Annotated in this window: 27 protein-coding genes and 1 tRNA gene; 12 read left to right on the plus strand and 16 right to left on the minus strand. The window is 61.3% G+C overall.

Going from position 1 to position 25,405, the window contains the following annotated elements:
- Window positions 1–479: 479 nt before the first annotated feature.
- The 6 genes from AC0L3S_RS26170 (at window position 480) to AC0L3S_RS26195 (ending at window position 3,874) form a co-directional block, all read left to right on the plus strand.
- Window positions 480–998 carry a hypothetical protein gene (locus AC0L3S_RS26170; protein WP_473282195.1) on the plus strand — a complete coding sequence of 173 codons (519 nt, stop codon included), beginning with the start codon at window positions 480–482 and terminating at the stop codon, window positions 996–998.
- A 303-nt stretch (window positions 999–1,301) separates the two neighbouring features.
- Window positions 1,302–1,472 (plus strand): YegP family protein, encoded by a 171-nt coding sequence (locus AC0L3S_RS26175; RefSeq protein WP_473282197.1) that lies wholly within the window; start codon window positions 1,302–1,304, stop codon window positions 1,470–1,472.
- Between the two features lie 11 nt (window positions 1,473–1,483).
- A complete protein-coding gene (locus tag AC0L3S_RS26180; protein WP_473282199.1) occupies window positions 1,484–1,780 on the plus strand; it encodes a hypothetical protein in 297 nt (98 codons plus the stop codon).
- 120 nt (window positions 1,781–1,900) lie between these two features.
- Entirely contained in the window at window positions 1,901–2,773 is an 873-nt protein-coding gene (rpoH, locus tag AC0L3S_RS26185) for an RNA polymerase sigma factor RpoH (RefSeq protein WP_473282201.1), read from the plus strand.
- A gap of 163 nt (window positions 2,774–2,936) precedes the next feature.
- Window positions 2,937–3,428 carry an Hsp20/alpha crystallin family protein gene (locus tag AC0L3S_RS26190; protein ID WP_473282203.1) on the plus strand — a complete coding sequence of 164 codons (492 nt, stop codon included), beginning with the start codon at window positions 2,937–2,939 and terminating at the stop codon, window positions 3,426–3,428.
- Window positions 3,429–3,583: 155 nt separating this feature from the next.
- Window positions 3,584–3,874 (plus strand): hypothetical protein, encoded by a 291-nt coding sequence (locus tag AC0L3S_RS26195; protein ID WP_473263317.1) that lies wholly within the window; start codon window positions 3,584–3,586, stop codon window positions 3,872–3,874.
- A 73-nt stretch (window positions 3,875–3,947) separates the two neighbouring features.
- Here the strand turns inward: AC0L3S_RS26195 and AC0L3S_RS26200 are convergent, their stop codons facing one another.
- The 4 genes from AC0L3S_RS26200 to AC0L3S_RS26215 form a co-directional block, all read right to left on the minus strand.
- On the minus strand, window positions 3,948–4,244 hold the full coding sequence (locus tag AC0L3S_RS26200; protein WP_473282205.1) for a hypothetical protein: 297 nt from the start codon (window positions 4,242–4,244) through the stop codon (window positions 3,948–3,950).
- Between the two features lie 105 nt (window positions 4,245–4,349).
- Entirely contained in the window at window positions 4,350–4,562 is a 213-nt protein-coding gene (locus AC0L3S_RS26205) for a hypothetical protein (protein ID WP_473282207.1), read from the minus strand.
- A 193-nt stretch (window positions 4,563–4,755) separates the two neighbouring features.
- Complete coding sequence (locus AC0L3S_RS26210) at window positions 4,756–4,935, minus strand: hypothetical protein (RefSeq protein ID WP_473282209.1); 180 nt, start codon at window positions 4,933–4,935, stop codon at window positions 4,756–4,758.
- A 123-nt stretch (window positions 4,936–5,058) separates the two neighbouring features.
- Window positions 5,059–5,268 (minus strand): hypothetical protein, encoded by a 210-nt coding sequence (locus tag AC0L3S_RS26215; RefSeq protein WP_473282211.1) that lies wholly within the window; start codon window positions 5,266–5,268, stop codon window positions 5,059–5,061.
- Between the two features lie 248 nt (window positions 5,269–5,516).
- Between AC0L3S_RS26215 and AC0L3S_RS26220 the strand changes: the two genes are divergently transcribed.
- The gene (locus AC0L3S_RS26220) at window positions 5,517–6,929 is read left to right on the plus strand and encodes an FAD-dependent oxidoreductase (protein ID WP_473282213.1); all 1,413 of its coding nucleotides are present in this window, start codon (window positions 5,517–5,519) and stop codon (window positions 6,927–6,929) included.
- 28 nt (window positions 6,930–6,957) lie between these two features.
- Here AC0L3S_RS26220 and AC0L3S_RS26225 read toward each other — a convergent pair whose 3' ends face one another.
- The 8 genes from AC0L3S_RS26225 to AC0L3S_RS26260 form a co-directional block, all read right to left on the minus strand.
- Window positions 6,958–7,086: a hypothetical protein gene (locus AC0L3S_RS26225; protein ID WP_007600646.1), complete on the minus strand. Its 129-nt coding sequence runs from the start codon at window positions 7,084–7,086 to the stop codon at window positions 6,958–6,960.
- Window positions 7,087–7,158: 72 nt separating this feature from the next.
- On the minus strand, window positions 7,159–7,626 hold the full coding sequence (locus tag AC0L3S_RS26230) for a universal stress protein (RefSeq protein ID WP_473282215.1): 468 nt from the start codon (window positions 7,624–7,626) through the stop codon (window positions 7,159–7,161).
- Window positions 7,627–8,028: 402 nt separating this feature from the next.
- The gene (locus tag AC0L3S_RS26235; RefSeq protein WP_473282217.1) at window positions 8,029–9,669 is read right to left on the minus strand and encodes an amidohydrolase; all 1,641 of its coding nucleotides are present in this window, start codon (window positions 9,667–9,669) and stop codon (window positions 8,029–8,031) included.
- Window positions 9,670–10,648: 979 nt separating this feature from the next.
- Window positions 10,649–10,774 (minus strand): hypothetical protein, encoded by a 126-nt coding sequence (locus AC0L3S_RS26240; RefSeq protein WP_473282219.1) that lies wholly within the window; start codon window positions 10,772–10,774, stop codon window positions 10,649–10,651.
- A 64-nt stretch (window positions 10,775–10,838) separates the two neighbouring features.
- Window positions 10,839–11,438 carry a hypothetical protein gene (locus AC0L3S_RS26245; RefSeq protein WP_473282221.1) on the minus strand — a complete coding sequence of 200 codons (600 nt, stop codon included), beginning with the start codon at window positions 11,436–11,438 and terminating at the stop codon, window positions 10,839–10,841.
- Between the two features lie 1,036 nt (window positions 11,439–12,474).
- Window positions 12,475–12,831: a hypothetical protein gene (locus AC0L3S_RS26250; protein ID WP_473282223.1), complete on the minus strand. Its 357-nt coding sequence runs from the start codon at window positions 12,829–12,831 to the stop codon at window positions 12,475–12,477.
- A 424-nt stretch (window positions 12,832–13,255) separates the two neighbouring features.
- The gene (locus AC0L3S_RS26255; protein WP_473282225.1) at window positions 13,256–13,693 is read right to left on the minus strand and encodes a hypothetical protein; all 438 of its coding nucleotides are present in this window, start codon (window positions 13,691–13,693) and stop codon (window positions 13,256–13,258) included.
- Window positions 13,694–13,884: 191 nt separating this feature from the next.
- Window positions 13,885–14,619, minus strand: a complete 735-nt coding sequence (locus AC0L3S_RS26260; protein ID WP_473282227.1) for a GIY-YIG nuclease family protein — start codon at window positions 14,617–14,619, stop codon at window positions 13,885–13,887.
- An 830-nt stretch (window positions 14,620–15,449) separates the two neighbouring features.
- Here AC0L3S_RS26260 and AC0L3S_RS26265 point away from each other — a divergent pair.
- The gene (locus AC0L3S_RS26265; protein ID WP_473282229.1) at window positions 15,450–15,944 is read left to right on the plus strand and encodes a hypothetical protein; all 495 of its coding nucleotides are present in this window, start codon (window positions 15,450–15,452) and stop codon (window positions 15,942–15,944) included.
- A gap of 298 nt (window positions 15,945–16,242) precedes the next feature.
- On the opposite strand, the gene AC0L3S_RS26270 is transcribed toward AC0L3S_RS26265, so the two are convergent.
- Together AC0L3S_RS26270 and AC0L3S_RS26275 are read right to left on the minus strand one after the other, a co-directional pair.
- A tRNA-Ile gene (locus tag AC0L3S_RS26270) sits at window positions 16,243–16,318 on the minus strand.
- Window positions 16,319–16,686: 368 nt separating this feature from the next.
- Window positions 16,687–17,661: a Bug family tripartite tricarboxylate transporter substrate binding protein gene (locus AC0L3S_RS26275; RefSeq protein WP_473282231.1), complete on the minus strand. Its 975-nt coding sequence runs from the start codon at window positions 17,659–17,661 to the stop codon at window positions 16,687–16,689.
- A gap of 107 nt (window positions 17,662–17,768) precedes the next feature.
- Here AC0L3S_RS26275 and AC0L3S_RS26280 point away from each other — a divergent pair, with 107 nt between their 5' ends.
- Entirely contained in the window at window positions 17,769–18,746 is a 978-nt protein-coding gene (locus AC0L3S_RS26280; RefSeq protein WP_473282233.1) for a TAXI family TRAP transporter solute-binding subunit, read from the plus strand.
- Window positions 18,747–18,925: 179 nt separating this feature from the next.
- Here the strand turns inward: AC0L3S_RS26280 and AC0L3S_RS26285 are convergent, their stop codons facing one another.
- Complete coding sequence (locus AC0L3S_RS26285; RefSeq protein WP_473282235.1) at window positions 18,926–20,155, minus strand: ABC transporter substrate-binding protein; 1,230 nt, start codon at window positions 20,153–20,155, stop codon at window positions 18,926–18,928.
- Window positions 20,156–20,253: 98 nt separating this feature from the next.
- The gene (locus tag AC0L3S_RS26290) at window positions 20,254–21,147 is read right to left on the minus strand and encodes a substrate-binding domain-containing protein (RefSeq protein ID WP_473263307.1); all 894 of its coding nucleotides are present in this window, start codon (window positions 21,145–21,147) and stop codon (window positions 20,254–20,256) included.
- A gap of 299 nt (window positions 21,148–21,446) precedes the next feature.
- Here AC0L3S_RS26290 and AC0L3S_RS26295 point away from each other — a divergent pair, with 299 nt between their 5' ends.
- From AC0L3S_RS26295 to AC0L3S_RS26305, 3 genes are read left to right on the plus strand one after another with little or no spacing between them, the layout of a single operon-like run.
- Window positions 21,447–22,280 carry an ABC transporter substrate-binding protein gene (locus AC0L3S_RS26295; RefSeq protein WP_473263306.1) on the plus strand — a complete coding sequence of 278 codons (834 nt, stop codon included), beginning with the start codon at window positions 21,447–21,449 and terminating at the stop codon, window positions 22,278–22,280.
- Between the two features lie 54 nt (window positions 22,281–22,334).
- On the plus strand, window positions 22,335–23,441 hold the full coding sequence (locus tag AC0L3S_RS26300; RefSeq protein WP_473282237.1) for a molybdopterin-binding protein: 1,107 nt from the start codon (window positions 22,335–22,337) through the stop codon (window positions 23,439–23,441).
- A 12-nt stretch (window positions 23,442–23,453) separates the two neighbouring features.
- The gene (locus tag AC0L3S_RS26305; protein ID WP_473263304.1) at window positions 23,454–25,403 is read left to right on the plus strand and encodes a molybdopterin biosynthesis protein; all 1,950 of its coding nucleotides are present in this window, start codon (window positions 23,454–23,456) and stop codon (window positions 25,401–25,403) included.
- Window positions 25,404–25,405: the final 2 nt, after the last annotated feature.

A 25,405-nucleotide genomic window follows, 5' to 3' on the forward strand; every position in this document is an offset into this window, starting at 1 on the left:
TTCTTCAGAATCAGCAAGGATGGAAGCCATGATCAGAAGGGTTTGAGCCTTTCGACGCGCTGGCCGAGCGACGAAGGGCGGGAAAAAGGAAGGGCCGCTGCGCTAAACCTCGGGGGAGGAACGCAACGGCCCTGCAATCGGCTCTATTTCTCAGGGATCGCCTAACGGTAGGACACCTGCCCTACAAGGGTGAAAGGTGTCGGTCCGAATCCGGCTCCCTGAACCATCCGAACTAGTGGGACCGGCCGCGTTGGCGCGCTGCCGATCCCAAGCTACCAACCCCGGTATTGCGCCCCGAAGCGATAATCAACAGTGAATATAGGCCTTGGCGGGCCAAATATCCAGAGTCGCTGACGGGCCATCCTAACCAGAGGACTGCGCCCTCATGAACGTCTTGTCCCGCGAAAAGCAGATTGAAGTCATTGCCGCCCTCTGCGAAGGCGTCGACTAGCGTAGCCCTCCGCGTTGGCCTTGGCTGCATGGAATTGCACGACCGCATCATGGTCGGCGTGCGCACCGAGCGCCTAGAGCTTCACGAGCTGTGGAGTTTCGTCGGCAAGAAGCAAAAGAACGTCCAACGCCACGAGATCAACGCCAAAGGCGACCAGTACGTTTTCATCGGCATGGCCGGGACGCAGAAGGCAATCATTGGGGAGTCGGCAAGCGGAATGCCGAAAGCGCAAGGTGACTACCATGGCCGAAGCGGAAGCCCTTCTAGACAGCCAGCTCAAAAATCTGAGCCGCCAAGTATTGAGGGCTGCGGTGCGGTTAAAGCCGTACAAGCCAAAGCTCATGCCCTTGAACAATACAAGCTGTTCAACGTTAGGCGCAAAGCAGTGCGCCGCGCTGAGGCCGATGCAGCCTTAGCGCCCTCAAGGTACGAGAGAAATTGCTTCCAAAGCCAACTCGAAAAACGCGCCGCGTTCCCTAAGCAACACTGGCCTACTTTGAGATCCTTTGTGGCGGGCCTCAATCCGATTCGCACGACCGCAAGCTAAAATTGTATCGGTCGAACAGGTTTATTTCATGCGTGCGCAACGCCGGGTCTCTTGTGGCCCGGCGCTCGTCTCCCAAGTCAAATGCTTAAGGCAGCCCGGATTCGGGAAAGAGCCCGAACAACCGGGCCGGGGACTACGGGGACCTTCGCGTAAATCTCCCCTTTGTACTGCGCCCAACTGATCGCCTTCAGTCTCTCGTTCGCCTCAGCAGGGTTAGCAGCAACGATCTCGATACCCCATTCCGAGTTGTCGAATTTGTATTCGAATAAGTACCTCTGACTCACACTTCCATTGGAGATTGTCATGTTCTTCTACCTGTATGTTGATGCGCAGAACTACTGGCGGTGGACTCTGTACGCTGCCAACAATCGCAAGGTCGCCAATTCCGGCGAGGGCTATAACAACAAGGTTGACTGCATTCATGCGATCAACCTTGTGAAGGGCACCAACTCCGCGACACCAGTTCGCGAGTAGCTGAATCCTTCTTGGTTAACGAGTTCCTAAGACCCGGCTTTCGAGCCGGGTTTTTCGTCAGTGGCCTGTTTCGAAAAGCGGCGAGGCCGGATTCGGCCATCACCCGTCTTGGCGCGACGCCAAAGGTCTGGAACAAAATTCCGGTGACGACGTTCGATGTCGCGGATAGCCAATGGCAATGGCTGCCGATCTTCGACATCGACACACGTCTCGAACGCGCATGGATGATGACAGCGATCTGGTGCTCGGCATGTTGGCCCTGGCCGTCGCTGCCCTCCTATTGGTGGCGGGCGAGCTCTATCTCGTGACGCGGCCAGAGCCGCCGCAAACTCACGCGCCGGCGCCACCAGTCGTAACATCATCGGCCGAAGTCATTTTTTGTCATGTCGATTTTGGAGCGTAAGCAGGCCAACTCGAAGAGGTGGGCAATGGGAAGCACTGCAACTGTTCCGATGCTGTCGCCTGAGGGCGGATTGACACATTACCTGGCGGAAATTCGCAAGTTTCCGATGCTGCGGCCCGACCAGGAAATCGCCTACGCCAAGCGATGGCGCGAGCACGGCGACCGTGAGGCAGCCTATCATCTGGTCACAAGCCATCTGCGGCTCGTTGCCAGGATTGCGATGGGATATCGCGGCTACGGCCTGCCGGTTGCGGACATCATTTCCGAAGGAAACGTCGGCCTGATGCACGCCGTCAAGCGCTTCGAGCCGGAGCGGGGCTTTCGGCTTGCGACCTACGCGATGTGGTGGATCAAGGCGTCGATCCAGGAATACATCCTGCGGTCCTGGTCGCTGGTCAAGATTGCCAACAGCGGCGCGCAGAAGAAGCTGTTCTTCAAGCTTCGCCGGACCAAGGCGGAAATCTCCGCCCTCGAGGATGGTGATCTCCGCCCCGAGCACGCCAGCCAGATCGCGCGGCGGCTCGGCGTGCAGGAGAACGACGTGATCGAGATGAACCGCCGCCTCGGCGGCGACCTGTCGCTCAATGCTTTGGTGCGCGACGCCGACGGCGGCGAAGTCCAGGACTGGCTCGTCGACCCCGCGTCCAGTCCTGAAGCTGCGTACGCCGAGCAGGAAGAAACCAGACGGAGGCGTGAAGCCCTCGCCGGCGCGCTGGACGTCCTCAAGCCGCGCGAGCGCGACATTCTCGAGGCGCGCTGGCTCTCCGAGCCGCCGCTGAGACTTGAGCAGCTCGCGGCACGGTATGGCGTTTCACGCGAGCGGGTGCGGCAGATCGAAATGCGCGCGTTCGAAAAGGTTCGGGCTGCCATCGGGGGACGCCTGGCAGCCGCCTCTTGAAACCAAATCGCCGCCTCCTAATTCTTTTGGCAACCCCGACCGAAACATCGAGCACAAGCAGGCGGCCTGACGAGTTGATCGTCCAGGCTTTGCAGCGCCGCTGCGTGGCCTTCGCCGCGCGCTGAGCTGCGCCAATCGAGAGAAGAGAGAAGGAGAAACGACAATGGCACTACGCGATCTCATCCCGTGGAACAACGGCTCACGCAACATGGCCGTTCAGCGCGGCGAAGCCGGCAACCCGCTGCTTGCGCTTCATCGCGAGATGAACCGGCTGTTCGACGACGCCTTCCGCAGCTTTGATCTCAGTCCGTTCGGCTCCTCGACCGCGATGGGCTGGCCGAACGTCGAACTCGACGAGAGCGACAAGGAAGTCAAGGTTGTCGCCGAGCTTCCCGGTCTCGAACAGAAGGACGTCAACGTCGAGCTTGCAAACGGCGTGCTGACGATCAGCGGCGAGAAGAAGAGCGAAACGGAAGACAAGGAGCGTCTCTTCAGCGAGCGCTACTATGGCCGTTTTGAGCGGCGCATTCCGGTCGATGACGTCGACCAGGACAAGGTCGCGGCTTCCTTCAACAACGGCGTTCTCACCGTCACCCTGCCGAAGTCACCGGCGGCACAACAGAAGGTGAAGCGCATCGCGATCAACGGCAAGTAAGCATGACGCGGGCGGGAGCCAGCGCTCTCGCCCGCTTTCCGGCCGGCGCCCGCATTCGCGTCCGTCGTCTTGCTGGCAAAATTTTCCGGAACGCTCGGAAACTTCAATTCCGGTCTGGCGTTTTGCGGTCGGTTTCCAACTTCTGGGAGTCGCTCATGAAGAAACTTGCTTTAGTCCTGACGTTGATCTCGGCCCTGTTCGTGGCGGCCGCTTCGCCGGCGGAAGCCCATGGCTGGCGCGGCGGCTGGCACGGCCATTGGGGAGGCCCCGGTATCGGCTTCGGTCTTGTTGCCGGTGCGCTTGCGGCGGGGCTCGCGGCCGACGCCTATTATGGCCCGCGCTACTATGGCCCGCCCTACGGCTACTACGGGCCGCGCGTCGTGCGGCGGGCCTACTATGTGCCTTATGCCTACGCTCCACCGCCCTATTGGGATCCCTGGTGGTGACGAGACAAGGCCCGGACGATGGTCCGGGCCTTTTGCGTGAGGACAATCCACTGGATGCGCGTTCGCGGCGCGCCTATTTGCGGTTTGCTCCCGTGGAGCCGGAACCCGGCATGGCCTGCTGGCCGCCCTGAGTTTGCCTTGTATCGTTGTCGCCTGGCCGCGTCGTCGACGATTTGGCCGGCGCGTTCGCGCCGCCGCCGTTGTTGTCCGATGACGTGTTGAGGCTGGAGGCTCCCGCTCCCGTCGCGCCGCCGGTGCTGGAGGAGTCGATGCTCGACCCGGTCCTGGACGCACCCGTGCCGCCTTGCGCGAATGCGGCAGGGGGAAGTGCGAGAGCCGCAACGAGCCCTGCGAGAACCAGCTTTTTCATGTCCGCTCCTTTGCTTGACGTCGTCACATGCCGTGCCGGGGCAAAGATTTGGGGAGGCACCTGTTCCTGCGCGGGAGCGGAAATGCCGCACCAGCGACGATCAAGTCACCCCGGACTCATCGCGCCCGGGGCGATCCGTTGCTGCGCTTCCGGCGTCAGCTCGTAGCGGTCGCCGGCTTTCACCAGCCAGCCCGCCTCGATCATGCGTCGCGTCATGCCCGCGCTGCACAGCGGATGGCTGCCGCCGGGATGAAACAGCGCGCCCTCGCGTTCGATCAGGTAGCCGTAGAGCCGCGCCTGTCGAAGCGGGTTTTGCATCCCTGGTGTGGGCGCCTCCATGGTCTCTCGCGCAGTCCTCCATCAGGCGGCCCCGGCCTGTGGCCCGGGGGCGGGGCTTCGAGCCGCCATTGCCGGAATCGCAAGGACCCGGCGCGGCCCAATACGCAATGGCCCAAAGCCGTTCCTATCGGCCGTTGTTAATTCCGGATTGGTGCCGGAAAAGGCGAAGCGTCTAGGCCGACCAACGATCCTGCTCTTCCTGGTGGGCATGCTCGTTCAGCCGTTCGGCGAGCTGATCCGCGATCTTGTCCGACTCGGCCGAGGCGACCGGCTCGCCCTTGTGAGTCCTGAGCTTGTCCTTGTCGGCTTCGATGGGAAAATCGTCGGGCTTCAGTCCGGGATCCCTGGTCATGGCGCGCCTCATTGTTTCTCGCATCCCGGAAAACACGGATGCAGGCTGTTCGTTGCTGGAACAATGAAGCTGCGATCGAAAGCCACAGCCTGGCTCAAGCGCCGCGCCGGCCCTGCGCTTTGCTCACGCCCCGCCGACGGCCCGGATCACGGTCCCGCTGCCGCCGCACGTCGCGCAGGGCGCGCCGTCGATCCGCCCCTTGCCATGGCAATCGGGGCACACATCTTCGCCCGTACCCGTCGTTCCCGGCGGGGCTTCATCGCCGGGGTTGAGCGCCGCCGAACCCGTCGGCGATGTCCCGGTCTTTACGCCTTGCGTGTCGGTCTTGGTCATCTGCAGCTCCCTCGAAAAGACCGCAACGCGCCTTGCCGCAGGAAGTGCCAATCGAGGTTGCACTCGCCGAGACGGCTCCACTTGCGGGATGGCGGGAATTTATCACAACCAGAGCTTGCGCGGCCGCTGGAAAACCAGCAGTATGCATGTCGGCTCATGGTCGATCTCAAGTTGAACGATGCCGCCGCGTCACGGCGTCATCGTCCCGGGATCGGCCCGACACATCCGCGCTTCATCCAGGAAACCTCATGACCCGCATCGACGCAGTCGACTGCCACGCGACCATTGCAATCATCGGCGCGGGCCCGGCGGGCCTGTCGACCGCATGGTTCCTGTCGAAGAACGGGTTTCACAACGTCACGGTGCTCGAGAAGCTCGGCCAGATCGGCGGGCTCTGCAAGAGCCTCACCGTCGACGGCATGAGCTATGACCTCGGTGCCAACTACGTCACCTGGGCCTACCAGGAAACGCTGGAGATCGCGGCAGAGGTCGGCGCGACCACCTATGCCGAGGAGCCTTATACCTCGATCGACATCGCGCCGGATGGCAACAGCTTCACCTACCGATCGCTCAAGGAGGCCGTGCTCTACGACCCCTACACCAAGTCCACGATCTCGTTGTGGACCTTCCTCTGGGCGGCGGTTCGATACCTCTATGTCCGGTGGCAGCTCAGCGGCGTCATCGACGCGCCGGACTATCTCGACAAGATCCACGAGCGCCCCGAGCTCTGCGTCGACTTCAAGTCCTGGCTTGCAAGACAGGATCTGATGCCGCTGGCAACGCTGTTCCAGTTTCCGATCACGATCATGGGCTACGGCCAGCTCGACGACATCGCGACGCCCTACGCGCTGCGCTACATGTCCGTCCGGACGTTCTTTCCGATGGTGTTCGGGCTCGGCCCGGTCAACTGGATCATCGGGAGCTGGCCGCGGCGCTTCACCGACGGGTTTCAGCGGCTGTGGGAGCGGGTGTCCTGGCGCCTCAACGTCCGGCTCAACGTCAACATTACCAAAATCGAGCGCTCGGCGGCCGGCATCCGGATCGACATGGAGTATCCCGAGCAGGACCTGAACGAGCTCAAGATCGTCAAGGACAGCAAGCTCTATGATTATCTGGTGCTCGCCTGTCCGTTGACAAAGGACGTGTTCGCGCAGCTCGGCCTTGCTCCCAATGCCGCGGAGCAGAACGTGAATCACGAGATCAAGTTCAATCCGTACTGCATGACGACGTTCTGGATCGACATGAAGATGGATGCGCCGGTTGCGCCGGTGCTGCCGCTCACCGAACAGGGCACGCCGTGGGCGGTCGCGCGGCAGTTTCAGGACAGCGGCAACATGTTCACGCAGTTCTACACGCGCCCCAGGGACAAGCAGACCGGCGAAGAGGTCATCGGGGAGGTCAAGCGCCTGACCAAGCTGCTCGGCGGCACCATCGACACCAGCCAGCCGCGCTGGCACACCTTCGACGAGTTCACCTACTTCCAGCACTTCACGCCGGACCAGATCAAGACCGGCATCTACGCCGACCTTGCCCGCATGCAGGGCGCCGACCGGACGTTCTACGTCGGCGGCGCCACCGACTTCGAACTGGTCGAGCCGATCGTGGTGCATTCGAAGTACATCGTCGAGAAGCACTTCGCCGGCGGGGTCTGCGCGAACTAGCGGGGCGGGGGAGGTCATCACCTCATCATCACCGCACGCCCGTGCCCTTGCAGCGCTGGCACTTCACCACCTTGTCGCCCTTCTTGAGCAGGCCTTTGCCCTCGCAGTTCTTGCATTTCTGCTTCTTCTTGATGTTCGGGCCTTTTTCACTGGTCATGGATGGCTCCTGCCGCGGGAGAGCGGTCTTGTGCGGTCGTTCAGCGGATCAGCTGAGTGGTGCCAATAATCCCTACACTGATGCCGGCTTCGGCACCACCAGCACCGGGACGCTGCCGTCCACCAGGACCTCGGATGTCTGGCTGCCCAAAAACAGCTTCCTGAGGCCGCGTCGTCCATGAGAGGCCATGACGATCAGGTCGTATCCCCCGAGCTTGGCTGTTTCAATGATCGCAGTCGCCGGGTGCGCATTCGGAACGTGCAAGAATTCTGCAGGCGCGCCGATCTGCTCCGACATCGCGCGCGCTTGATCGAGCACCTTGCCCGCGCGGACCTTGCAGGCCGCGTCAAAGCTATCGATCTCGTCCTGCGTCGGAATCCATCCCGAGTCGTGTCCGCCCCCAAAGTCGATCGGCAGTGCTTCCGTGACAGTGATGATCGTCAGCCTGGCGTTCAAGGCCTTCGCCAGGGCAATGCCATGCTCAACGCCCTTCGTCGCGACGTCCGATCCGTCCGTGCTCAAGAGAATGTTGGCGTACATGCGGTGGCTCCCTTGCTCGTCGAACAAAGTGATGCCTGGGTAATATGGGCCGGTATGCCGCGGGGGTCTATGTGCGTTTTCGGCGATGGTCTCGCCGTCACAGCTTCAAAAAGGCAGCCGCGCACGAGGTGAGCACGTCTCGTCGTGGTGCGTAGATTTTCATTCGCGTCTGCAATAAAGGATTACGGTGACAGTGCACTTAATTCAAAGTCTTCGTAGCCCAAAAGGGGGCGGGCTCACTGAGTGCACAATCACCATATCGATGCCGCAGGGATAGCAGGCGGCGAGATTGGTATGCCATCCGGCTCGGCCGCCGAAGCTGCATGTGTGGGCCGAGAGCATGTCGCTGCAATGGGCAACAGGCCGAGATTTCGTGAGAGCAGCACGGTCGCCCTCCAGCTCCTATTTAACGGCCGAGAAAGCATCCGCTGCGTAGACGACCTTGCCGCCCACGACCGTCAGCAGAGACGATGTGGCGCCAATTTGCTCGACGGGGACGGACATGAAATCCCGATCGAGGATGGCGAAGTCGGCGAACTTGCCGGTCTCCAGCGTGCCGCGCCGCGTCTCGTCGAAGCAGAACCACGCGCTTCCCACGGTGTAGAGGCGCAAGGCATCTTCGCGGCTGGGTGTTTCGTCCGGGCCGCGCGTCGACAGTCCGCCGACGGTCTTGCCGTCGAGCATCCATTGCAGCGCCACGAACGGATTGTAGGATGCGACCCGATGCGCATCCGTGCCGGCCCCGACATGGACCCCCATGCGCAACGCCGTGACGATGGGCGGCATGCTGCGCGCAGCTTCGCCGGCCTGCGCCACGATACGGTCGCCTCCGAGATACATCGCGTCCTGCATGGTCCAGCCGACGCCAAGGGCTTTCATGCGCGCCAGCGTCTCGGGCGAGGTGTTGTCGAGATGGGCGATGGACCAGCGCAACGGCGCGAGCGGCGTCTCCTTGTTGACCTCGTCATAGAGGTCCAGGAGGTGATGGACCGATTTGTCTTCCTGCCAGTGGATGGTGACCGTCAGCCCTTGTTTGGCCGCCCAGCGAATGATCTCGCGAAACTTGTCCTTGGCGGCCGCGTCGGGCGCGTTGTTGTTGTACATGGCGCCGGTGATCCGCTCGCCTAGTCCATTGAACCGCAGCATGTCGTCGCCGAATCCCATCGGCAGGAACGGCGTGAGAGACTTGTACTCCTCGAATTCCGCGCCGACATTCTGGGCGAACAGGCTGAAGGCAACCCGAACCGACAGCGATTTGTCTCGCCAGAGCTTTTGCAGGGCGGCGTAATGGCTGGGATAAATGCTGAAGCCGCCAGGATCCACGATCCCGGTCACGCCGAGACGATTGAGCTCCGTGAAGAACTGCCGGGTCCCGGCGACATTCTCTTCGAAAGTCGGCCTCGGCAGCCGATCGAACAGCGCGGAGATACTGACAATGGAGCCGTTGAGCCAGCCCGTGGCGTCGCCCGACGCGGCAGTGATACCGGCCGGCAGCTGATCCGCGGAGATCCCGAGGGCTTGTTGCGCTTTGGGCGTCATCAGCACCGCCGAATAGAAAAGCTGGATGTAAGCCGGATTGTCGGGAACGGCCGACATCACTTCGGCGAGCGTTGGCCGCCGCTTCTCCGCAAATTGCAATTCGCTCCAGCCACCGGCCACGATGATCCAGGACGCCGGGCGTGCCTTTGCCGCCTGGCGCAAGCGTTCCATGGCCTCGGGGATAGTCTTTGCGCCGATCCAGTTGACCTCGGTCGCGTAGGTGAGGCCGGCGCGCACGGCGTGAATATGGGAATCGATCAATCCCGGAATGAGTGTGCGTCCACCCGCGTCGACACGGCGCGTCGCGGGCCCGATCAGGCCTTCCATGGCATCGTTGCCGCCAATTGCGACGATCCTGCCGTCGCGGACGGCGAGAGCCTGCGCGATCGTCGATGCGGGATCGAGCGTCACGAGCTTTGCGTTCGTGACAATGAGGTCGGCCTTTTGTGCGTAAGCCAAACTGGCCCAGCACGAGATCAGCAATATCGCCAGAAGCTTTCGCATGTTCAGTCCTGACATGAGAGAGGCCGAAGCGGCGCCACGCGTCCGCCGCCGGATGCGCTCGCGGACATCGCGTCGCAGCGGGGAGTGTGGTGATCCTGACTATGGCTGGCACCAACAAAATCAGCCGGTCCACCGGAAATTTTGGTGAAGGTCCAAATGAATGATTTTAGACCCGCCTTTGCCCGTTGGGCTTCGGCGCGACAGCCTTCGCCCGCTTCGCTTGCCATTTGTGGCTCCGGCTTGCCTAGCCGAAGCTCGCGAAGCGAGCGAAGGCTGGTGGGCCCGGCAGGACTCGAACCAGCAACCTGACAGTTATGAGCGGCTGGCTCTAACCATCGAGCTACAGGCCCCGCCGCGAGACGGCCGCGAGGCGCGGCCGGCAACGGGGCGCGGTTCGTTTACAGATTGCGATGACAGTGCATTTAATCGTGAGCTTTCGAGCCAATACATCGAGTGCACTTATCAGATGCCTTCGAACCAGCGAAAGCGGTCGGAGCTATTGAGTGCACTGTATCGTAATTCCCAAGTCAATTCTGGGAGCAGAATTGACTTGGCGTGTGGCATTCTCTGAGGCCGCCTAGTGGGCAACGGAGCCTTATGAAGGCCAACCGCGCTATCCGCCTCATCAAAGAAAACGATCAGGATGGCGTTCTTAGTATAAACGATGGGTTCGCTCTCGATCTGGCGTGGACGAATGCCGCAACGTACCATATTGCGAGTACACCGAGCTGCGAGACTAAACCCGTGCCGTAGGACGCCAGTGACCGGAATGATGATGAATCGCCCCGTCGAGAATTCCCGTTGGGCGGAGCGTCGCTGATGGAGCGCCTGATGGTATATTGTTTACGGACTCGAAAAGGTCGAGTGAATAACCATTTATCGAAGGGGGAGCCCCCGGCGATGATCCGCGCGAGGATCATACCGGCCCAATGGGACCGGGGCAGGTGATCCCCATAAAGGGGCCAAATCGCCCGCGACCTTAAAAGCCAAACTCACGTTCTCGCTTCTCGACCACTCTCAACCACTCCAGCATAGCGGACGGCCAGCGACCCGCCGCCAACTGTAGATTGATTTCGGCGATTGCTTTTGCTTTGTCGCCAGACATTCTCATTCCTTTCGTAGATCAAAAGTCGTTCTCACCATCCGCACCGAGTCTTGCTCAAAGAGGCCTACCGAAAGGTTATACCCTCAGTTCCAAAGTGGATTGCTGTAAAGGCCCGCCGCAAGGTCTGTTTTATAAAAGCCTCTACGGAAAAAGACGCTTTCACTCCGACAATCATCATAAGAAGGGGAATAGCGCCAAGGATCGTTAGGGCTGACAACGCCAAAGTCAAAGGTACCCGCAACATCTCTATAGTCGAACAACGAGACAGTACCTCTGGTAGGCGGGGATCTTGCCACATCGGATTGGCGGACCCTCCTGTTTCATGAAGCTCAGCGAGTTTCTTAAGAGACTCAAGCTGAACTCTATCAAGTGCTCTAATATCGATTGGACTCGTCGATTCCCGAAGAACCTCTATGGTTGCGGACATGGCCGCGACGGGGGCCAAGAATGGAATAACCATATTAGCAACGAACGGCATTTGCTCGGGCGATGAAGCCCATTCGAGAATTCTGAGATCTTCTTTGGAATAACGGGGATCAGCTTTAATTTCGCTGACTAGGCGCGCAAGCTCACGTTTTTTCGGACGCGCGATCATTGCTGCAAACAACTGCACCGCGGGGTAACCAAGCAAAACTGCCAGCAATACTACTATGGGAATTGGCATTGCTACTCCGAAGTGTCCAACCAATGGAACATCGCGTATGTAATCATAGATAGCATCAGTACCACGGTCATAATGCCGCGATTTTCTGCAAGCCACGCTTGGACTTCTTGCTGATAACCGAACAGCCAGCTGACAGTTGCTCCCAACCCGCCAACGGCTATCAAAAATCGCAAGTATCTTAGAAAGAAACTCTTAAACCACTCGAACATTCCGCCCCCTGGGGCACCATACCGCAGGTTGATGAGGGCCGGAAGCACTCTCTTCCGCAACCCGATGCTCTTTGTGATTTCAAAAACGGAACGCTATGCGGGGGCGCGTTCCTTCGCAGGAACACCTAAGGCCGCTCTATCAGCAACGCAGTGCTGTCCGAGGAAAGGAGCGCATTTGCATCTGGATCAAACGGGTTGGATGCGCCGTGCTCTAGTTGCGCTGCCCGTCCCCCTGGTGCGTTGACAAGTTGGTAACATACCTAAACCCTCTATTCCCCGGACTGTCCCAAGACGCTGAGGCTCCGAAGCCTGCAATCGGAGTTGCCAAAAATGAATGGCAACGACGGGCTGGCGCAACGTGGACTCGTTCTGAAGTTGAGCAATACAGATTGCGGTACGAGATCGGCAGCAAGCAACGTTCGCTGGCGAGTTCATGCTCAGCGTAGAGGCTCGTCGATAAGACGCATGCAGAATCGAAAGCTAACATGAGCACGGCGCGGCGTGTTACAGCTTGTCGCATGGAAAAAAGTAACAAGAAATCGCGTCAGACGATCGAGTGCAAGATCTCGAAAGAGCTGTTTTCTGCTATCGCAAAGGGGCGCGCATACTTGCACAGGCGGCCATCGGGACCCGCCCACTGTTTCAGATAAGACTCAGAGACATGGTGATGCTTTTGACCCGACAAATGAACGCCCCGATATGCTACTTCCACATAATTCCTAAGCGACCATTGCGCGCGTCACCAACGAACTGAACGATTGGTGCCGGCAAAAGGCCTCTTGTACGTTCTCGCCAATCATCGCCGCGCGGAATAGCCGGGCAATCCACTATCGATTCCCCTTCTCTTGCTTTTTCTTTTTATCCTCCTTCCAAGCGCTTAGTGTGCTTATGATAATGAAGCCGCCGAAGAGGATGATTAGAATCACGACGACGGGACCGAGAAAGATTGATGCCCCGATAACGAGCGTACAGAAGGCGAGCACACCAGCGGCCAGACCGACATCCTTGAGCGATTTGATGCCAGTCAAGGAAGTCTTCGCCATTATCCAAAGACAGGGCACGAGGACGAACAGCGATAAGGCTGTGAGCATGTTCCAGCCGCAATTGTAGTGACACGAACTCGTATAGTGACCACCGCCGCGCGCATGGGCGGCCATGTCAAAAGTAGCGGTTAGCACGTCCATGCCCCCCCCATCGGCGTACTCAAGCGCCGAACCTATCGGTTCTGGCGCCTCTTGTCTTGAGGGTTGTAGCTCGAGCAAGATGCTCGCGGCGGATTCCTGGGGCGCAATCCGTGAGTCCGTTTTACCGGTTTAAGGCTAACTACGTTGAAAGTGCCGTCAACGTGCTAGAATCCAAATTCGCGAAGCAGGCGCGGTTGAGTTCACTATCACTGCAACTCCCGTTCAATCTTCGTCGTCCTCCTCGTGGCGGTCCGGGTCGAGATTGCCTTTGCCCTTCATAGCGAGGGTATGGGCCGCGAGGTCATCCACATTCGCGCTGTTGATCGTGAGGTCACCGACGGGGCAACGAAAAAGTTCGAGAAAAAAACGGTATGCCGTCCAACTGCATTGATCATACAAAGTACGATCAGTAGCTCCCGCGATTTTAGTGGCGGACGCTGCGCAGTCCCTTCGGGTCATAAGCGAAAACAAACGATGCGGCCGAATGTCCGAGCATTTTGTTGCACTGACCAACCAGCTCTTTGTGCGGCGTGGGCGACATCGCTGTGCCAGGTCCAATTCGCTTAGCTTGCACGAGGACGCCTTTGGAATATTTGTATTGGGGAGTATCGAGTTTGACGTGGATTAAGAGATCGGCGCCGTAAGTTTTTTCCTCACCACTTTTCCGATGTGTCAGGACGGCCGCGTTCCAAGTGACCCCGCCGGCTTTGTAGTCGTTGACTTCATACTCGATAGCCATGGCGAGCGCTGGCGTGAGATCGTCCTCATGCTTGATGAGCCCCAACGAAAGCTTACCCATGCTAAGGTTGCTGCCGCGTGCTGCGCGCTTGGCAACTTTTCTCATGGCGTCTTCAAATTTCATCGGGCGACCGAAGTCAGGGGGACATCAAGACTACGTTAGATTGTATTCCTAAAAAGCCGTTCTGAACAAAGCCTTTCGTCGAAACGCTGACCGAATTGCGATATTTAAACAAGTATCACGGTGACAGTGTACCTAATTCTCTGAAAGCAAGAAATTGGTTGCAGTCGTTGAGGGCGCTGTCACCGTAATCCTCAACGGACGTACACAGGCGTTCCAGCCTTACGAATTTTGGTGAGCCGCACCCAGTTTCCGCGTCCCCGTTCGATCTGCCAAAACCACCAACCGTTCGTGGGCCGTTTGATGGCAGCCTTTGCGGCTAGAGACAATGACTTATAAGTAACGTTCCTAAAACGAACCGTGCCATTTCTGCGGACACGTGCGCGGAAAACCTCGTCTCTTAAAGTGCCCTTGATGCGAGCGCCCTGCGGAAAGAGTTTGGTGAGGTCATTCTCTACGCCCGTAGTTTGCGTAGCGATAGGAGCCGTACCCCTCCCAAAGAGGGAGGAAACCTCGCTAGTTTGCTTGCGACGAATTGCTTGAGCGATGCGTCGTCGCATATCCACAGACTGCGCCAACTTACCCTTCTGCCGCGCACCCGGCGGCTTTGCGATCCGCAACAAAAGCGCTTCTATTTCTCGAAGGTGTTGGTCCTTAATCGTGAGGTAAATTGAAAAGCTGTCCCACGAATTGCCGTGGCGATTTTTTACATGCGCTTTGAGGCGACCGCGAAGCGCCGTAGCAAGTCCGACATAGTATAGTTTTCCCTTTCGGAAGAGCGCGTAAATTCCGGCATTACGTCCAATAAACTCTCGCACCAATTCGGGATGTTTTTCGAGCAGATTTCGGGAAACGTTTTCGAGATGCCGGTGAACCAAGGGCTCCCGTTTTCGCCGTCGAATACTTTTAGCTCTCTTTTTGAGTGCCACTGGGCCGCGCCTTTATGCCCGAAATGAGTCGGACAGATTGTGGCACGGTGAGCCATCAACTTCCAATCGCTCACGGCGCAAATCACAACAAAACAACAGATATCAAGGGTAATCAGCCCGGCTAGGTCACCCCCGTTTGTGGACGTGCAAGTGGTACCCGTCGATCAATGTGTTACGAGGGGCAATACTCCGACCACAGGGAACTTAATTCTCGCTTCGAGGCGGGCGGAATGGCTGAGGCGGGTTCTCGAACGTCTCTGTGGATAACTGACTCGCAAGTTCGTGCAAGTTCGAGCGGGTTTAAGCGAGTTCGAGCAAGTAGATGCCGGTTGGTGGAAGTTCATGCCAGTTCGGGGAATGTGTATAGGTCGCTTGTCAGATGATTTAGCCTTGACCACTGGTTAGATCGTCGGCCACATAAATCGACCCCCGAAAGGCACGGATTCTCAGAACTTAATGGAGAGCTGTGCCATGTCCGACCATAAATTCGAGATCAGTTTTTGGGGTATCAAAATTAGCGCCCAGGGTTTGGCGGGGATCACCGCGGCCGTCGTGGTGGTCTGCCTGCTGTTGTATCGGTACTAAATTGGCTCTCTATATTTTCTTGGAATGCACCACTGTTGGCGGATGAGTGCCGCGCGTTGATATTGCTCATGTTCGTTAGTCATCCGGCGGCAACGGGCTGTTCATTCCGTAGGAATATGGTGAGGGGTTCAATCTCGAAAGTGATGCTGCAGAAAGGTACTGCTTCGGATTTTAAGATGTCTGTATTAGTCATTATTGGAGTTCTGATCGCCGTGCCGTAGATTTGGCGATAGCCGGGAGGCAGCGTGTTAAATTCGGATGCCGTGACCGAACAGCAGAAGAAGCTCATCGATGACATCGTTTACCTGCGAGGGCGAATCATCACGTCGTATTCTCAGGTTGAATTCCTGCTCGCCGACATCGCGGTCAAGCTGGAGCTGAAGTTTCCCTACCTGATAGCGTCGCGCCTCAAGGCTGCGAAGCGCATAGCCGAGAAGGAGGGCTTCGAGACCTATAGGAAGGAATTGGAAGAGGTCTGCGATGGGCTTGGCGACTTTGACGACATTAGAAAGTTCATGTCCCATGGATGGGCGGATCTCGAAGTCGATCGGAATGGCAATCACAAATTCTCGCTGAGGATGTATGAGCGAAAGGGCGAGGGCCAGTTCGAGTTGATGCAGGCCTCATCGACGCGGGAGCGCTTGCTGGAAGCAGCTAACGACATCAACGCTTACACCAATCGGGTCATCAACCTCTTCCATCGTATTTATCTGGAAAAGGGATTGGAGAAGACAAAATAAAGCACTCCGAGCAGGCTCGTTCTGGCGCCGAAGGGTGGGCGAGGAGGCGCCGAACCTCTGAAACTTAGCTGACTTCCAATTGCGGGACAGTGCTTATGCCCGTTCGCTCTTCCGAAGCAAACCGACGTCGGGTGCAGGATTCATTCCTGCGCTCGTGGGCCAGGATTAGTCGTCCGGTAGCTTGTCAAATGCGGGCCCACCTTCGCCCTTTGGGCTTCGGCGCGGCAGCCTTCGCCCGCTTCGCTTGTCATTTATGGCTCCGGCTTGCCGAGCCAAAGCTCGCTTCGCGAGCGAAGGCTGGTGGGCCCGGCAGGACTCGAACCTGCAACCAGACCGTTATGAGCGGCCGGCTCTAACCATTGAGCTACAGGCCCCGCCGCGAGGCGGCCGCGAGAGGCACGGCCGGCAACGGTGCGCGGTTCGTTTACAGGGACGGAGGCGGGGGTGCAATGCTGGCTCGGGCGGATGCAACCGCCGACGCGGCAAGGTCTAATATTTTTGAATAACCGAAATTGGCGATGATGCCCTTATAGTCCTGTTTTGCCCGACGGCGCAAGCCCGCCCCCGCCGAGCCTTCGCCCCCGCCCTCTGGCAATCGCGCCAGGGGGTGTGCTTTCGATTCTATAACCCCTTGTAATCCCAAGATCTTTCTACTGTGCATGGGGTTGTTTTCGCATTTTTTGTTTGGAGGGGTCTTCCGATCCCCTCCGATGTCGCGTTGGCGCGCGGCAGTTCCACTGGCCTAGTCCACCGACACGCCGGCGAACTCCACCACCTTGCGCCACTTCTCGGTCTCGTCGGTGACCAGCTTGCCGAACTCGGCCGGCGTCATCGGCTTGGGGATGCCGCCGGTCTCGGTGAGGCGCGCGACCAGCTTCGGGTCCTTCAGCGCCTCGTTGACGGCCTTGTTGAGGATCTCGATCACGTCGGCCGGCGTGCCCTTCGGCGCGGAGATGCCGTAGAAGCCGACCGATTCGAAGCCGGGCAACGTCTCGGCGATCGCCGGCACGTCGGGCACGCTCGGCCAGCGCTGCGGCGAGGTGACGCCGAGCGCGCGGACATTGCCGCCCTTGGCCTGCTCCATCGCGGAGGGGAGGTTGTCGAAGATCAGCTGCACCTTGTTGGAGATGATGTCGGGGAAGGCGATCGCAGATCCCCGATAGGGCACGTGCACCATGTCGCACTTGCTCATCACCTTGAACAGCTCCGCCGACATGTGCACCGAGGTGCCGTTGCCGGACGAGGCAAAGGAGATCTTGCCGGGGTTGGCCTTGCAGTAGTCGATGAACTCCTGAACCGTCTTGGCCGGGAACGCGTTGGAGACGACCAGCATGTTGGTGAGCTGCATGATGCTCGCCACCGGCACGGTGTCGCGCAAAAAGTCGAACGGCAGCTTCTTGTAGAGCGAGGTCGAGATCGCGTTGTTGGGCGCGACGAACAGCAGCGTGTAGCCGTCCGGCGGTGAGGTGATCGCGGCAGCGGCCGCGATGTTGCCGCCGGAGCCGGTGCGGTTCTCGACGATGAACTGCTGGCCGAGGCGGTCCGACAGCCATTGCGCCATGATCCGCGCCACGATGTCGACCGGGCCGCCGGCGGAGAAGCCGATGAGCCAGTGCACGGGACGGTCGGGATAAGCGGCGGAGGCGGGAGGTGCGGCGCCCAACAGCGTTGAAAGGAAAACCAGCCCGAAAACACTGTTACGCAAAATTCGCAACATGACGCCTCCCATTGTTCTATTGTCGTTGGGCTGCATGCTTTCACAAAATCGGGGCGCTGCCTACATCGCCGCAAGTCGATGTTGACGCGCCCCCGCCGGGACCGACCATGAGATTCGCGATCACCCTTGTTCTCGGTGCGGCGCTGCTGGTCAGCCCCGCCGCCGCTCAAACCGGAGGCAACGCCATTCCGACCACGACACCCGGCCTGACGATCAGCCTGGGCACCGCGACGCCTGGCGGCGGCTTTCCGCTCTATGGCAACGCCTTTGCGCAAGCGATGAACGCGGCCGATCCGGAAACGATCATCGCCCCGCGCAACACCAAGGGCAGCAACGAGAACATTCCGCTCTTGGAGAAGGGCGAGCTCGATCTCGCTCTGGTCGCGGGCGAGCCGGCCTATGAAGCCTTCGCCGGCATCGGCCGCGCGCCGGTCCGGTTGAAGATTCTCACGGCGATCTATTCCAACCCTGGAATGTTCGTGGTGCGCGCGGACAGTCCGTACAAGACCATCCGCGATCTCGTCGGACAGCCGGTCGCATTCGGTGCAAAAGGCTCGGGCCTGCCGATCCTGGCGCGCTACGTGCTCGATGGTCTCGGCCTGAAGCAGGACGAGGACTTCAAGGCCGTCTATCTCGACCGCGCCGGCGACGGCCCCGCGATGGTCGAGGACGGCCGCGTCGCAGCACTCTGGGGCGCGGGCATCGGCTGGCCCGGCTTCGCCGCGGTCGCCTCGAGCGGATCAGGCGCGCGCTTCATCGCGCCCAGTGCCGAGGACATCACGCGCATCCGCGCCAAGCACGCGTTCCTCAAGCCGCTCACCGTGCCCGCCGGCAGCTATCCGAACCAGTCCGCGCCGATCGCCTCGCTGGGGTCCTGGAGCTTTGTGCTGACCCGCGAAGATCTGCCTGACGACGTCGCCTATCGGCTGGCGAAGACGCTTCATGGCGTCGAGCCGACATTCTGCAAGCAGCTCGCGCAAGCCTGCGAGACCACGGCCGCAAACACGGTCGCCGCCGCGCCGAAGCCCGAGCTGATCCACCCCGGCGTGATGAAGTATTTTCGCGAGATCGGGGTGGTGAAGTAGGGCGCTTCCTTCTCCCCCTGTGGGAGAAGGTGGCGCGAAGCGCCGGATGAGGGGTATCTCTCCGCGCGTTCCGCGAGAGCTGGTCGAGCGGAGACAACCCCTCACCCGGCTGCGCTACGCGCAGCCACCCTCTCCCGCAAGGGGAGAGGGTACACCGTCAGCGCGGCTTCGCTACACCCTCACTTCTTCACCATCGCGCACGCCGGGTCCGGCGGGCCAAACGCCTTGTCGCCCGAGATCGTCGTGAGGATCTTGTAATAGTCCCACGGATATTTGCTCTCCTCCGGCGTCTTCACCTGCACCAGCCAGAGGTCGTGCACCATCAGATTGTCCTCGCGTAAGCGGCCGTTGCGGGCGAAGAAATCCTCGATCGGCTTTTCCCGCATCTTGGCCGCGACCTTGAGCGGATCGTCGGTGCCGGTCTCCTTGATGGCGTTGAGATAGTGCATCACGCTCGAATAGACGCCGGCCTGCCACATCGACGGCATCTTGTTCATCTTGGCGAAGTAGCGCTTCGACCATTCTCGCGTCTTGTCGTCCAGATCCCAATAGAACGAGGTCGTCAGCAACAGCCCTTGCGCGGCCTGCAGGCCCAGGCCGTGAATGTCGGTGATCAGCGCCAGCAGCGCGGCCATCTGCTGGCCGCCCTTGAACACGCCGAACTCGGAGCCGGTCTTGATCTCGTTCATGTTGTTGGGCGGACCGGCGGCGATGCCGATGATCTTGGCCTTGGAGGCCTGCGCCTGCAGCACGAACGAGGAGAGGTCGGGCGTTGCCAAGGGTGGCTTCACCGAGCCCAGCACCTTGCCGCCATTGGCGGTCACGACCGCGGAGGCGTCGCGCTCCAGCGAATGGCCGAAGGCGTAGTCGTCGGTGATGAAGAACCAGCTGTCGCCGCCGCGCTTGACGACCGCGTCCGCGGTGCCGACCGCGAGCGCGCGGGTGTCGAACACCCACTGGATCGCGTAAGGCGAACAGAACTTGCCGTGGAAATCCGCGGTGCCGGTGGAGTGGGTGATGAACAGCCGCTTCTTCTCGTTGGCCATGTTCTGCACCGCGAGGCCGACCGCGGAGACCGGCACGTCGACGATCAGGTCGACCTGGTCGACGTCGTACCAGCGCCGTGCAATCGCGCCGCCGATGTCGGCCTTGAGCTGGTGGTCGCCGACGACGATGCTGATCGGCTTGCCGAGCACGGTGCCGCCGAAATCGTCGATCGCCATCTGCGCCGCCGTCACCGAGCCCTGGCCGGTCGGTGCCGAGGCCGGACCGTTCATGTCGGTGAGCACGCCGATCTTGACGATTTCGTCGGACACCTGCGCCATTGCGGCGCCGGGCATCAGCGTCGCCGCCAGGAACGTCGTTGCAAAGCCGGCAGCAACCGGCAGTCCAAATCTCGTTGGCTTCATGCTCGTCCTCCCCTGATCCGGCGCGTTGGCCGGTGTGCCCCGGGTATGGCCCGGCTGAATTGGTTTCTTTTGCAACTATTTGGGGGCGGGCGTCAACGTCAGCCGGCGAAGCGGATTTGTCCGGCCGGCGAGGGATCGTAGCCGGTCAGCTCCGCGGCGCGCTGGAGCAACCGCTTTTCGCTGAGGAACCGGATCAGGCCCTGCATGGCGGGGCGGAAATAGCTGCGCTGCCGCATCGCGAGGTCAAAGTTCTCCCAGACCAGCGGCACGAAATCGAGGCCGGCCGAGCGCGCGGACGCACGCGTCGCGATGCCGCAATCGGCTTGTCCCGCGCGGACGATCTCGGCGAGATCCGGCCCGGTCAGGGCCGGGGTCTCGATCCGGCGCAAATCGCGGGTCGAGGCGCCGGCGCGCTTGAGCAGCACATCGAGCAGCATCTGCGCGCCCGTGCCCTGTTGCCGCATCGCCATTCTGGCCCCGAGCGCGAGCACGTCGGAAAGGCCGCGCAGCCGCTTGGGATTGCCCGGCGGCAGCACGAGACCCTGCTCGCGGCGCACGAACGCGACCAGCAATGCATCATGCAGGTCCGGAGCGTCTCGCAGGACCGTCGCATTGGCGTCGGCGGCGAGATTGCCGTCGGCATCGAGGCTGTGGAAGTGCATGGCCACGGCCAGCACCTCGTCCCGCTGCAACCGCTCGAGCCCGCGCGCGCTGCCCTCGCTCATCGATCCCAGGCCCGAGCCGGATTCGCGCAGACTCCAATCCAGAAGCTCGTCCTGGCTGCCGCCGACGACCGGCGGCGGCTCCGCGATCAGCATGCCGGCCGGACGCGCCAGTCCGGACAGCACCCAGAGGTCGAGCTCGTGCCGCGGGAAGAGCCACTTTCCGGTTACCTTGGTGCAGGGGATCGCACCGGTGGTGACGAGTTCGTAAAGCTTGCGTTCGCCGAGCCGAAGATAGTCGGCGGCTTCGCTGGTCGTCAGGAATTCCATCCTGCATTCCTATGCAAATTCTTGCTTCTTTTGGTGCTCGACGCAGGTGGAATCTGCATTTCAAGTTTTGTCCGCCACGACCATGCCCGATCATCTCGCTGCTTTGCAACACATCCCCACGCGCGATCTCTGCTTTGGTGAACGATCCTGAATCGCTCGCGTGGGGCGGATCTTGCGGCAGTCGCGCGCGCCGCATTGCCGGAATTTCCCGACACGGCGGGCACAACGAGCAAACGCGTCACGAGTGCGGCGCAATCGATCATCATCATGATCGCGTCATAGCCAGTGGGAACCCGATCATGGCCGTCCGCCGCCTCTCCATTGCACTCGCGCTTCTCTGCGGCCTCGCCGCGAGCGTTGCGGCGTCATCCGCGGAGGACCGCGCCATCGTCATGGCCACGACCACAGCGACGCAGGAGTCAGGCTTGCTCGACTATCTGCTGCCGATCTTCCGTGAGAAGACCGGCATCGAGGTGACGGTGATCGCGCGGCGCGCCGACGAGGTGCTCGACGGGGCACGAAGGGGCGAAGTCGATGTCGTGCTGATGCATGCACGGCCGCAGGAGGAGAAATTCGTTGCCGACGGTTTTGCGGTGAAGCGCTTCGATGTGATGTACAACGACTATGTGCTGATCGGGCCGAAGAGCGATCCCGCCGGCGTGAAGGGCAAGGACATCGCGACCGCGCTGAAGGCGATCGAGGCCAAGGGCGTGCCGTTCGTGACGCGCGGCGACCGCTCGGGCACGCACGCCGCGGAGCTCGCGCTCTGGATCGTCGCCGGCATCGACATCGCCCGCAACAAGGGCGGCTGGTATCGCGAAGCCAAGCAGGGCATGGCCTCCGCCCTCGACGCAGCGCGCACGGCGAACGCCTATGTGCTGTCCGACCGCGGCAGCTGGATCGCTTTTCGGGAGCGCGGCGATCTCGACATCGTCGTCGAAGGCGACAAGCGGCTGCTCAATCAGTACGGCGTGATGCTGGTGAACCCCGCGAAGTTTCCGAACGTGAAGAAGGAGCTGGGGCAGGATTTCGTCCACTGGCTGATCTCGCCCGACGGGCAGGCGGCGATCGCCGGATACAAGGTCGACGGACAACAACTGTTCTTCCCCAATGCGGACAAGTCGGGCGGCTGACGTTCGTATCGCCAGCGGTTGCCAAACCGGGCGATGCGTGGTCCATCATGACGCATGACCCAGCGCCTGCCGCCATCGCTGACGCCGCTCGACGCCGCGCTCGCCGCGTTGCTGACGGGGCTTGATCCGGTCGCGGCGGTGGAGTTGCCGCTGAGCGAAGCGGCCGGCTGCATCGCGGCCGGCAATCCGCTGCTCGCGGCCCGACCGTCCCGTGACGTCGCTGCCGCCGACGGCTGGGCGCTATGCGCCAATGATCTGGTCGGCGCGTCCTCCTATTCACCGCTGCCTCTCGCAACAGCGCCCCCTTGGGTCGACGCCGGCGACGCGATGCCGGCCGGATGCGACTGTGTGCTCGATGCCGACGCAGTCGAGGTATCTGGTCCGCTAGTCCAGGTGTTGGCGGAGAGCGTGCCAGGGCAAGGCGTCAGGCGCGCTGGAAGTGACATCGACGGACGCACGCCTGCCGCGGCAGAGGGGTATCCGATCGGTCCTGGCGCTCCGCTGCTGGCGCGCGCCGCCGGACTGGACCGACTGAGCGTGCGCCGTCCGCGGCTGCGCATTATCAATGTACCAGGCGCAACGGGGACCATGCATCTGATTGCGGACATCGCACGCGCCGCAGGACTGGATGTGCAAACGCACGAGGCCGGCGCGCGAGACGCGGGATCGATTGCGGGGGCGTTCGGCGCGCCCACCTGCGATCTCCTGCTGACGATCGGCGGCAGCGGTCTCGGTCGCAAGGATGCAGCCGTCACGGCGCTGGCTCGGCATGGTCATGTGATCGCCCATGGTCTTGCGCTCCAGCCCGGACGCACCGCCGCAATCGGGCGGCTCGGAACCATTCCTGTCGTCGCCTTGCCCGGATCGCCGGATCACGGGCTTGCGGTCTGGCTTGCGCTCGTGCTGCCGCTCCTCGACCGGCTATCGACGCGGCTGCCGCGCCGACAGATAGCCTTGCCGCTCGCGCGAAAAATTGCATCAAGCGTCGGGATCGCCGAAATGGTCCTGCTGGCCGAGGAACATCATGCCTGGGTGCCGCTTGCGGTAGGAGAATGGCCGCTCCAGGCAATTGCCCGTGCAGATGCATGGCTGCTTGTTCCCGCCAACCACGAGGGATTTGCAGCGGGCGCGCCGGTCGATGCCTATCTGATTCGGGAATGATATGGGTTTAGCATGACCATGATCCCGCAATCGCAAGTCCGCAGCGCGCTCGAGCAGGAGCAGTTCCTCAAAATCCTTTCCCGCGAGGAGGCCCTGGCTCGCTTCGAGGCCGCGCTGTTTCCGCGCGCGCTTCCGAGTGAAACGCGCAAACTCGGTGCTGCGCTCGGCGCGTCGCTCGCTGAAGACATCACTGCGCCAATCGACGTGCCGCCGTTCGACCGTTCCAATGTCGACGGCTTTGCGGTGCGCTCAGCGGACCTTGCAACAGCCGGCGAAGGCGCGGCGGTTCGCCTCGGGCTGAATGGCGAGACCATTCACTGCGGCATCGTACCGGCGCTGCAAGTCGCCGCGGGAACGGCAACGCCGATTGCCACCGGCGGTCCGCTGCCGCGCGGTGCCGATGCCGTGGTCATGGTCGAGCATACCCAGCCGGCAGGATCGGGGGCGATCGACGTCCGTCGCGCGGCCTCGCCCGGGCAATTCGTATCCTACGCAGGATCCGATATCGCGCGCGGCGAGGCGCTGCTGCGCGCCGGCACGATCATCGGCTCGCGCGAGGTCGGCATGCTGGCGGCTTGCGGTCTTGCCGAGGTGAGCGTCGTGCGCAAACCTCGTGTTGCCGTGATCTCCACCGGTGACGAACTGGTTCAGCCCGGCGCGGTGCTCGCGCCTGCTGCGATCTACGACACCAACGGCGCGATCGTCACTGCTGCGATCGACGAGAACGGCGGAGAGGCGGTTTTCCTCGGTGCCATTCCCGACGACGAAGTTCAGCTCGAAGCCGCCATGCGACGTGCGCTCGCGGACGCCGACATGCTGGTGCTCTCCGGCGGCACGTCGAAAGGCGCGGGCGACCTGTCCCATCGCATCATCGGCCGGCTCGGTCAGCCCGGCATCATTGCGCATGGCATTGCGCTCAAGCCCGGCAAGCCGCTGTGCCTTGCGGTGTGCGACGGCAAGCCGGTGGTGATCCTGCCGGGATTTCCGACCTCGGCGATGTTCACCTTCCACGACATGATCGTGCCGGTGCTGCGCAAAATGGCCGGACTGCCCCCGCGCTCCGATGCCAAGGTGAGCGCAACCGTGCCGGTGCGCATTGCTTCCGAGCTCGGCCGCACCGAATTCGTCATGGTCTCGCTGGTCGAAGGCAAGGACGGCTTGATCGCCTTTCCCTCCGGCAAGGGGTCCGGTGCGATCACTTCATTCGCGCAGGCCGACGGTTTTCTGCGCATCGACGCGCTCGCCGACCAAATGCCGGCCGGGACCGAGGCCGAGGTGACGCTGTTCACGCCGCATGTGCGGGTGCCCGATCTCGTCATCGTGGGCAGCCATTGCACTGGCCTCGATCTCGTCACGGCGCAACTCGCGCATGCCGGCCTGACCGTGCGCTCGATTGCGGTCGGCAGTCTCGGCGGACTTGCGGCGGCACGGCGCGGCGAATGCGATCTTGCGCCGATCCATCTGTTCGATGACAAGAGCGAAGCCTACAATACGCCTTACCTCGTTGAAGGGCTCGAGCTCGTGCCGGGCTGGCGGCGGATGCAGGGCATCGTGTTCCGCAAGGGCGACAAGCGTTTCGAAGGCCACAGCGCGAAGGACGCCGTCGCCGCGGCGCTCGCGGATCCCTCCTGCATCATGGTCAACCGCAACCAGGGCGCCGGCACGCGCATCCTGATCGACCGGTTGCTCGGTGGTGCGCGCCCGGACGGCTATTGGAACCAGCCGCGCTCGCACAACGCGGTGGCCGCAGCGGTCGCACAGCATCGCGCCGACTGGGGCATGACCATTGCGCCGGTCGCCCATGCGGTCGGCCTCGGTTTCATTCCGCTCGCGGAGGAGCATTATGACTTCGCGCTGGTGACGGCGCGCAAGCAGCGGCCGGCAGTGCAGGCCTTTCTCGCTGCACTCAGTTCGGACGAAGCGCGCGCCGCGCTGGAGCGGGCCGGATTCCGACCGGCGTAGCG

Source organism: Bradyrhizobium sp. Ken01, assembly GCF_055807355.1.

Coding starts and splice junctions, on each gene's coding strand:
- AC0L3S_RS26200 (WP_473282205.1), bottom strand. CDS start 4,244: ATGAAAAAGCTGGTTCTCGCAGGGCTCGTTGCGGCTCTCGCACTTCCC.
- rpoH (WP_473282201.1), top strand. CDS start 1,901: ATGGGAAGCACTGCAACTGTTCCGATGCTGTCGCCTGAGGGCGGATTG.
- AC0L3S_RS26300 (WP_473282237.1), top strand. CDS start 22,335: ATGACCCAGCGCCTGCCGCCATCGCTGACGCCGCTCGACGCCGCGCTC.
- AC0L3S_RS26220 (WP_473282213.1), top strand. CDS start 5,517: ATGACCCGCATCGACGCAGTCGACTGCCACGCGACCATTGCAATCATC.
- AC0L3S_RS26170 (WP_473282195.1), top strand. CDS start 480: ATGGAATTGCACGACCGCATCATGGTCGGCGTGCGCACCGAGCGCCTA.
- AC0L3S_RS26285 (WP_473282235.1), bottom strand. CDS start 20,155: ATGAAGCCAACGAGATTTGGACTGCCGGTTGCTGCCGGCTTTGCAACG.
- AC0L3S_RS26305 (WP_473263304.1), top strand. CDS start 23,454: ATGACCATGATCCCGCAATCGCAAGTCCGCAGCGCGCTCGAGCAGGAG.
- AC0L3S_RS26190 (WP_473282203.1), top strand. CDS start 2,937: ATGGCACTACGCGATCTCATCCCGTGGAACAACGGCTCACGCAACATG.
- AC0L3S_RS26205 (WP_473282207.1), bottom strand. CDS start 4,562: ATGCAAAACCCGCTTCGACAGGCGCGGCTCTACGGCTACCTGATCGAA.
- AC0L3S_RS26225 (WP_007600646.1), bottom strand. CDS start 7,086: ATGACCAGTGAAAAAGGCCCGAACATCAAGAAGAAGCAGAAATGCAAG.
- AC0L3S_RS26245 (WP_473282221.1), bottom strand. CDS start 11,438: ATGCCAATTCCCATAGTAGTATTGCTGGCAGTTTTGCTTGGTTACCCC.
- AC0L3S_RS26290 (WP_473263307.1), bottom strand. CDS start 21,147: ATGGAATTCCTGACGACCAGCGAAGCCGCCGACTATCTTCGGCTCGGC.
- AC0L3S_RS26240 (WP_473282219.1), bottom strand. CDS start 10,774: ATGTCTGGCGACAAAGCAAAAGCAATCGCCGAAATCAATCTACAGTTG.
- AC0L3S_RS26295 (WP_473263306.1), top strand. CDS start 21,447: ATGGCCGTCCGCCGCCTCTCCATTGCACTCGCGCTTCTCTGCGGCCTC.
- AC0L3S_RS26230 (WP_473282215.1), bottom strand. CDS start 7,626: ATGTACGCCAACATTCTCTTGAGCACGGACGGATCGGACGTCGCGACG.
- AC0L3S_RS26210 (WP_473282209.1), bottom strand. CDS start 4,935: ATGACCAGGGATCCCGGACTGAAGCCCGACGATTTTCCCATCGAAGCC.
- AC0L3S_RS26195 (WP_473263317.1), top strand. CDS start 3,584: ATGAAGAAACTTGCTTTAGTCCTGACGTTGATCTCGGCCCTGTTCGTG.
- AC0L3S_RS26280 (WP_473282233.1), top strand. CDS start 17,769: ATGAGATTCGCGATCACCCTTGTTCTCGGTGCGGCGCTGCTGGTCAGC.
- AC0L3S_RS26215 (WP_473282211.1), bottom strand. CDS start 5,268: ATGACCAAGACCGACACGCAAGGCGTAAAGACCGGGACATCGCCGACG.
- AC0L3S_RS26275 (WP_473282231.1), bottom strand. CDS start 17,661: ATGTTGCGAATTTTGCGTAACAGTGTTTTCGGGCTGGTTTTCCTTTCA.
- AC0L3S_RS26235 (WP_473282217.1), bottom strand. CDS start 9,669: ATGCGAAAGCTTCTGGCGATATTGCTGATCTCGTGCTGGGCCAGTTTG.
- AC0L3S_RS26255 (WP_473282225.1), bottom strand. CDS start 13,693: ATGAAATTTGAAGACGCCATGAGAAAAGTTGCCAAGCGCGCAGCACGC.
- AC0L3S_RS26175 (WP_473282197.1), top strand. CDS start 1,302: ATGTTCTTCTACCTGTATGTTGATGCGCAGAACTACTGGCGGTGGACT.
- AC0L3S_RS26250 (WP_473282223.1), bottom strand. CDS start 12,831: ATGGACGTGCTAACCGCTACTTTTGACATGGCCGCCCATGCGCGCGGC.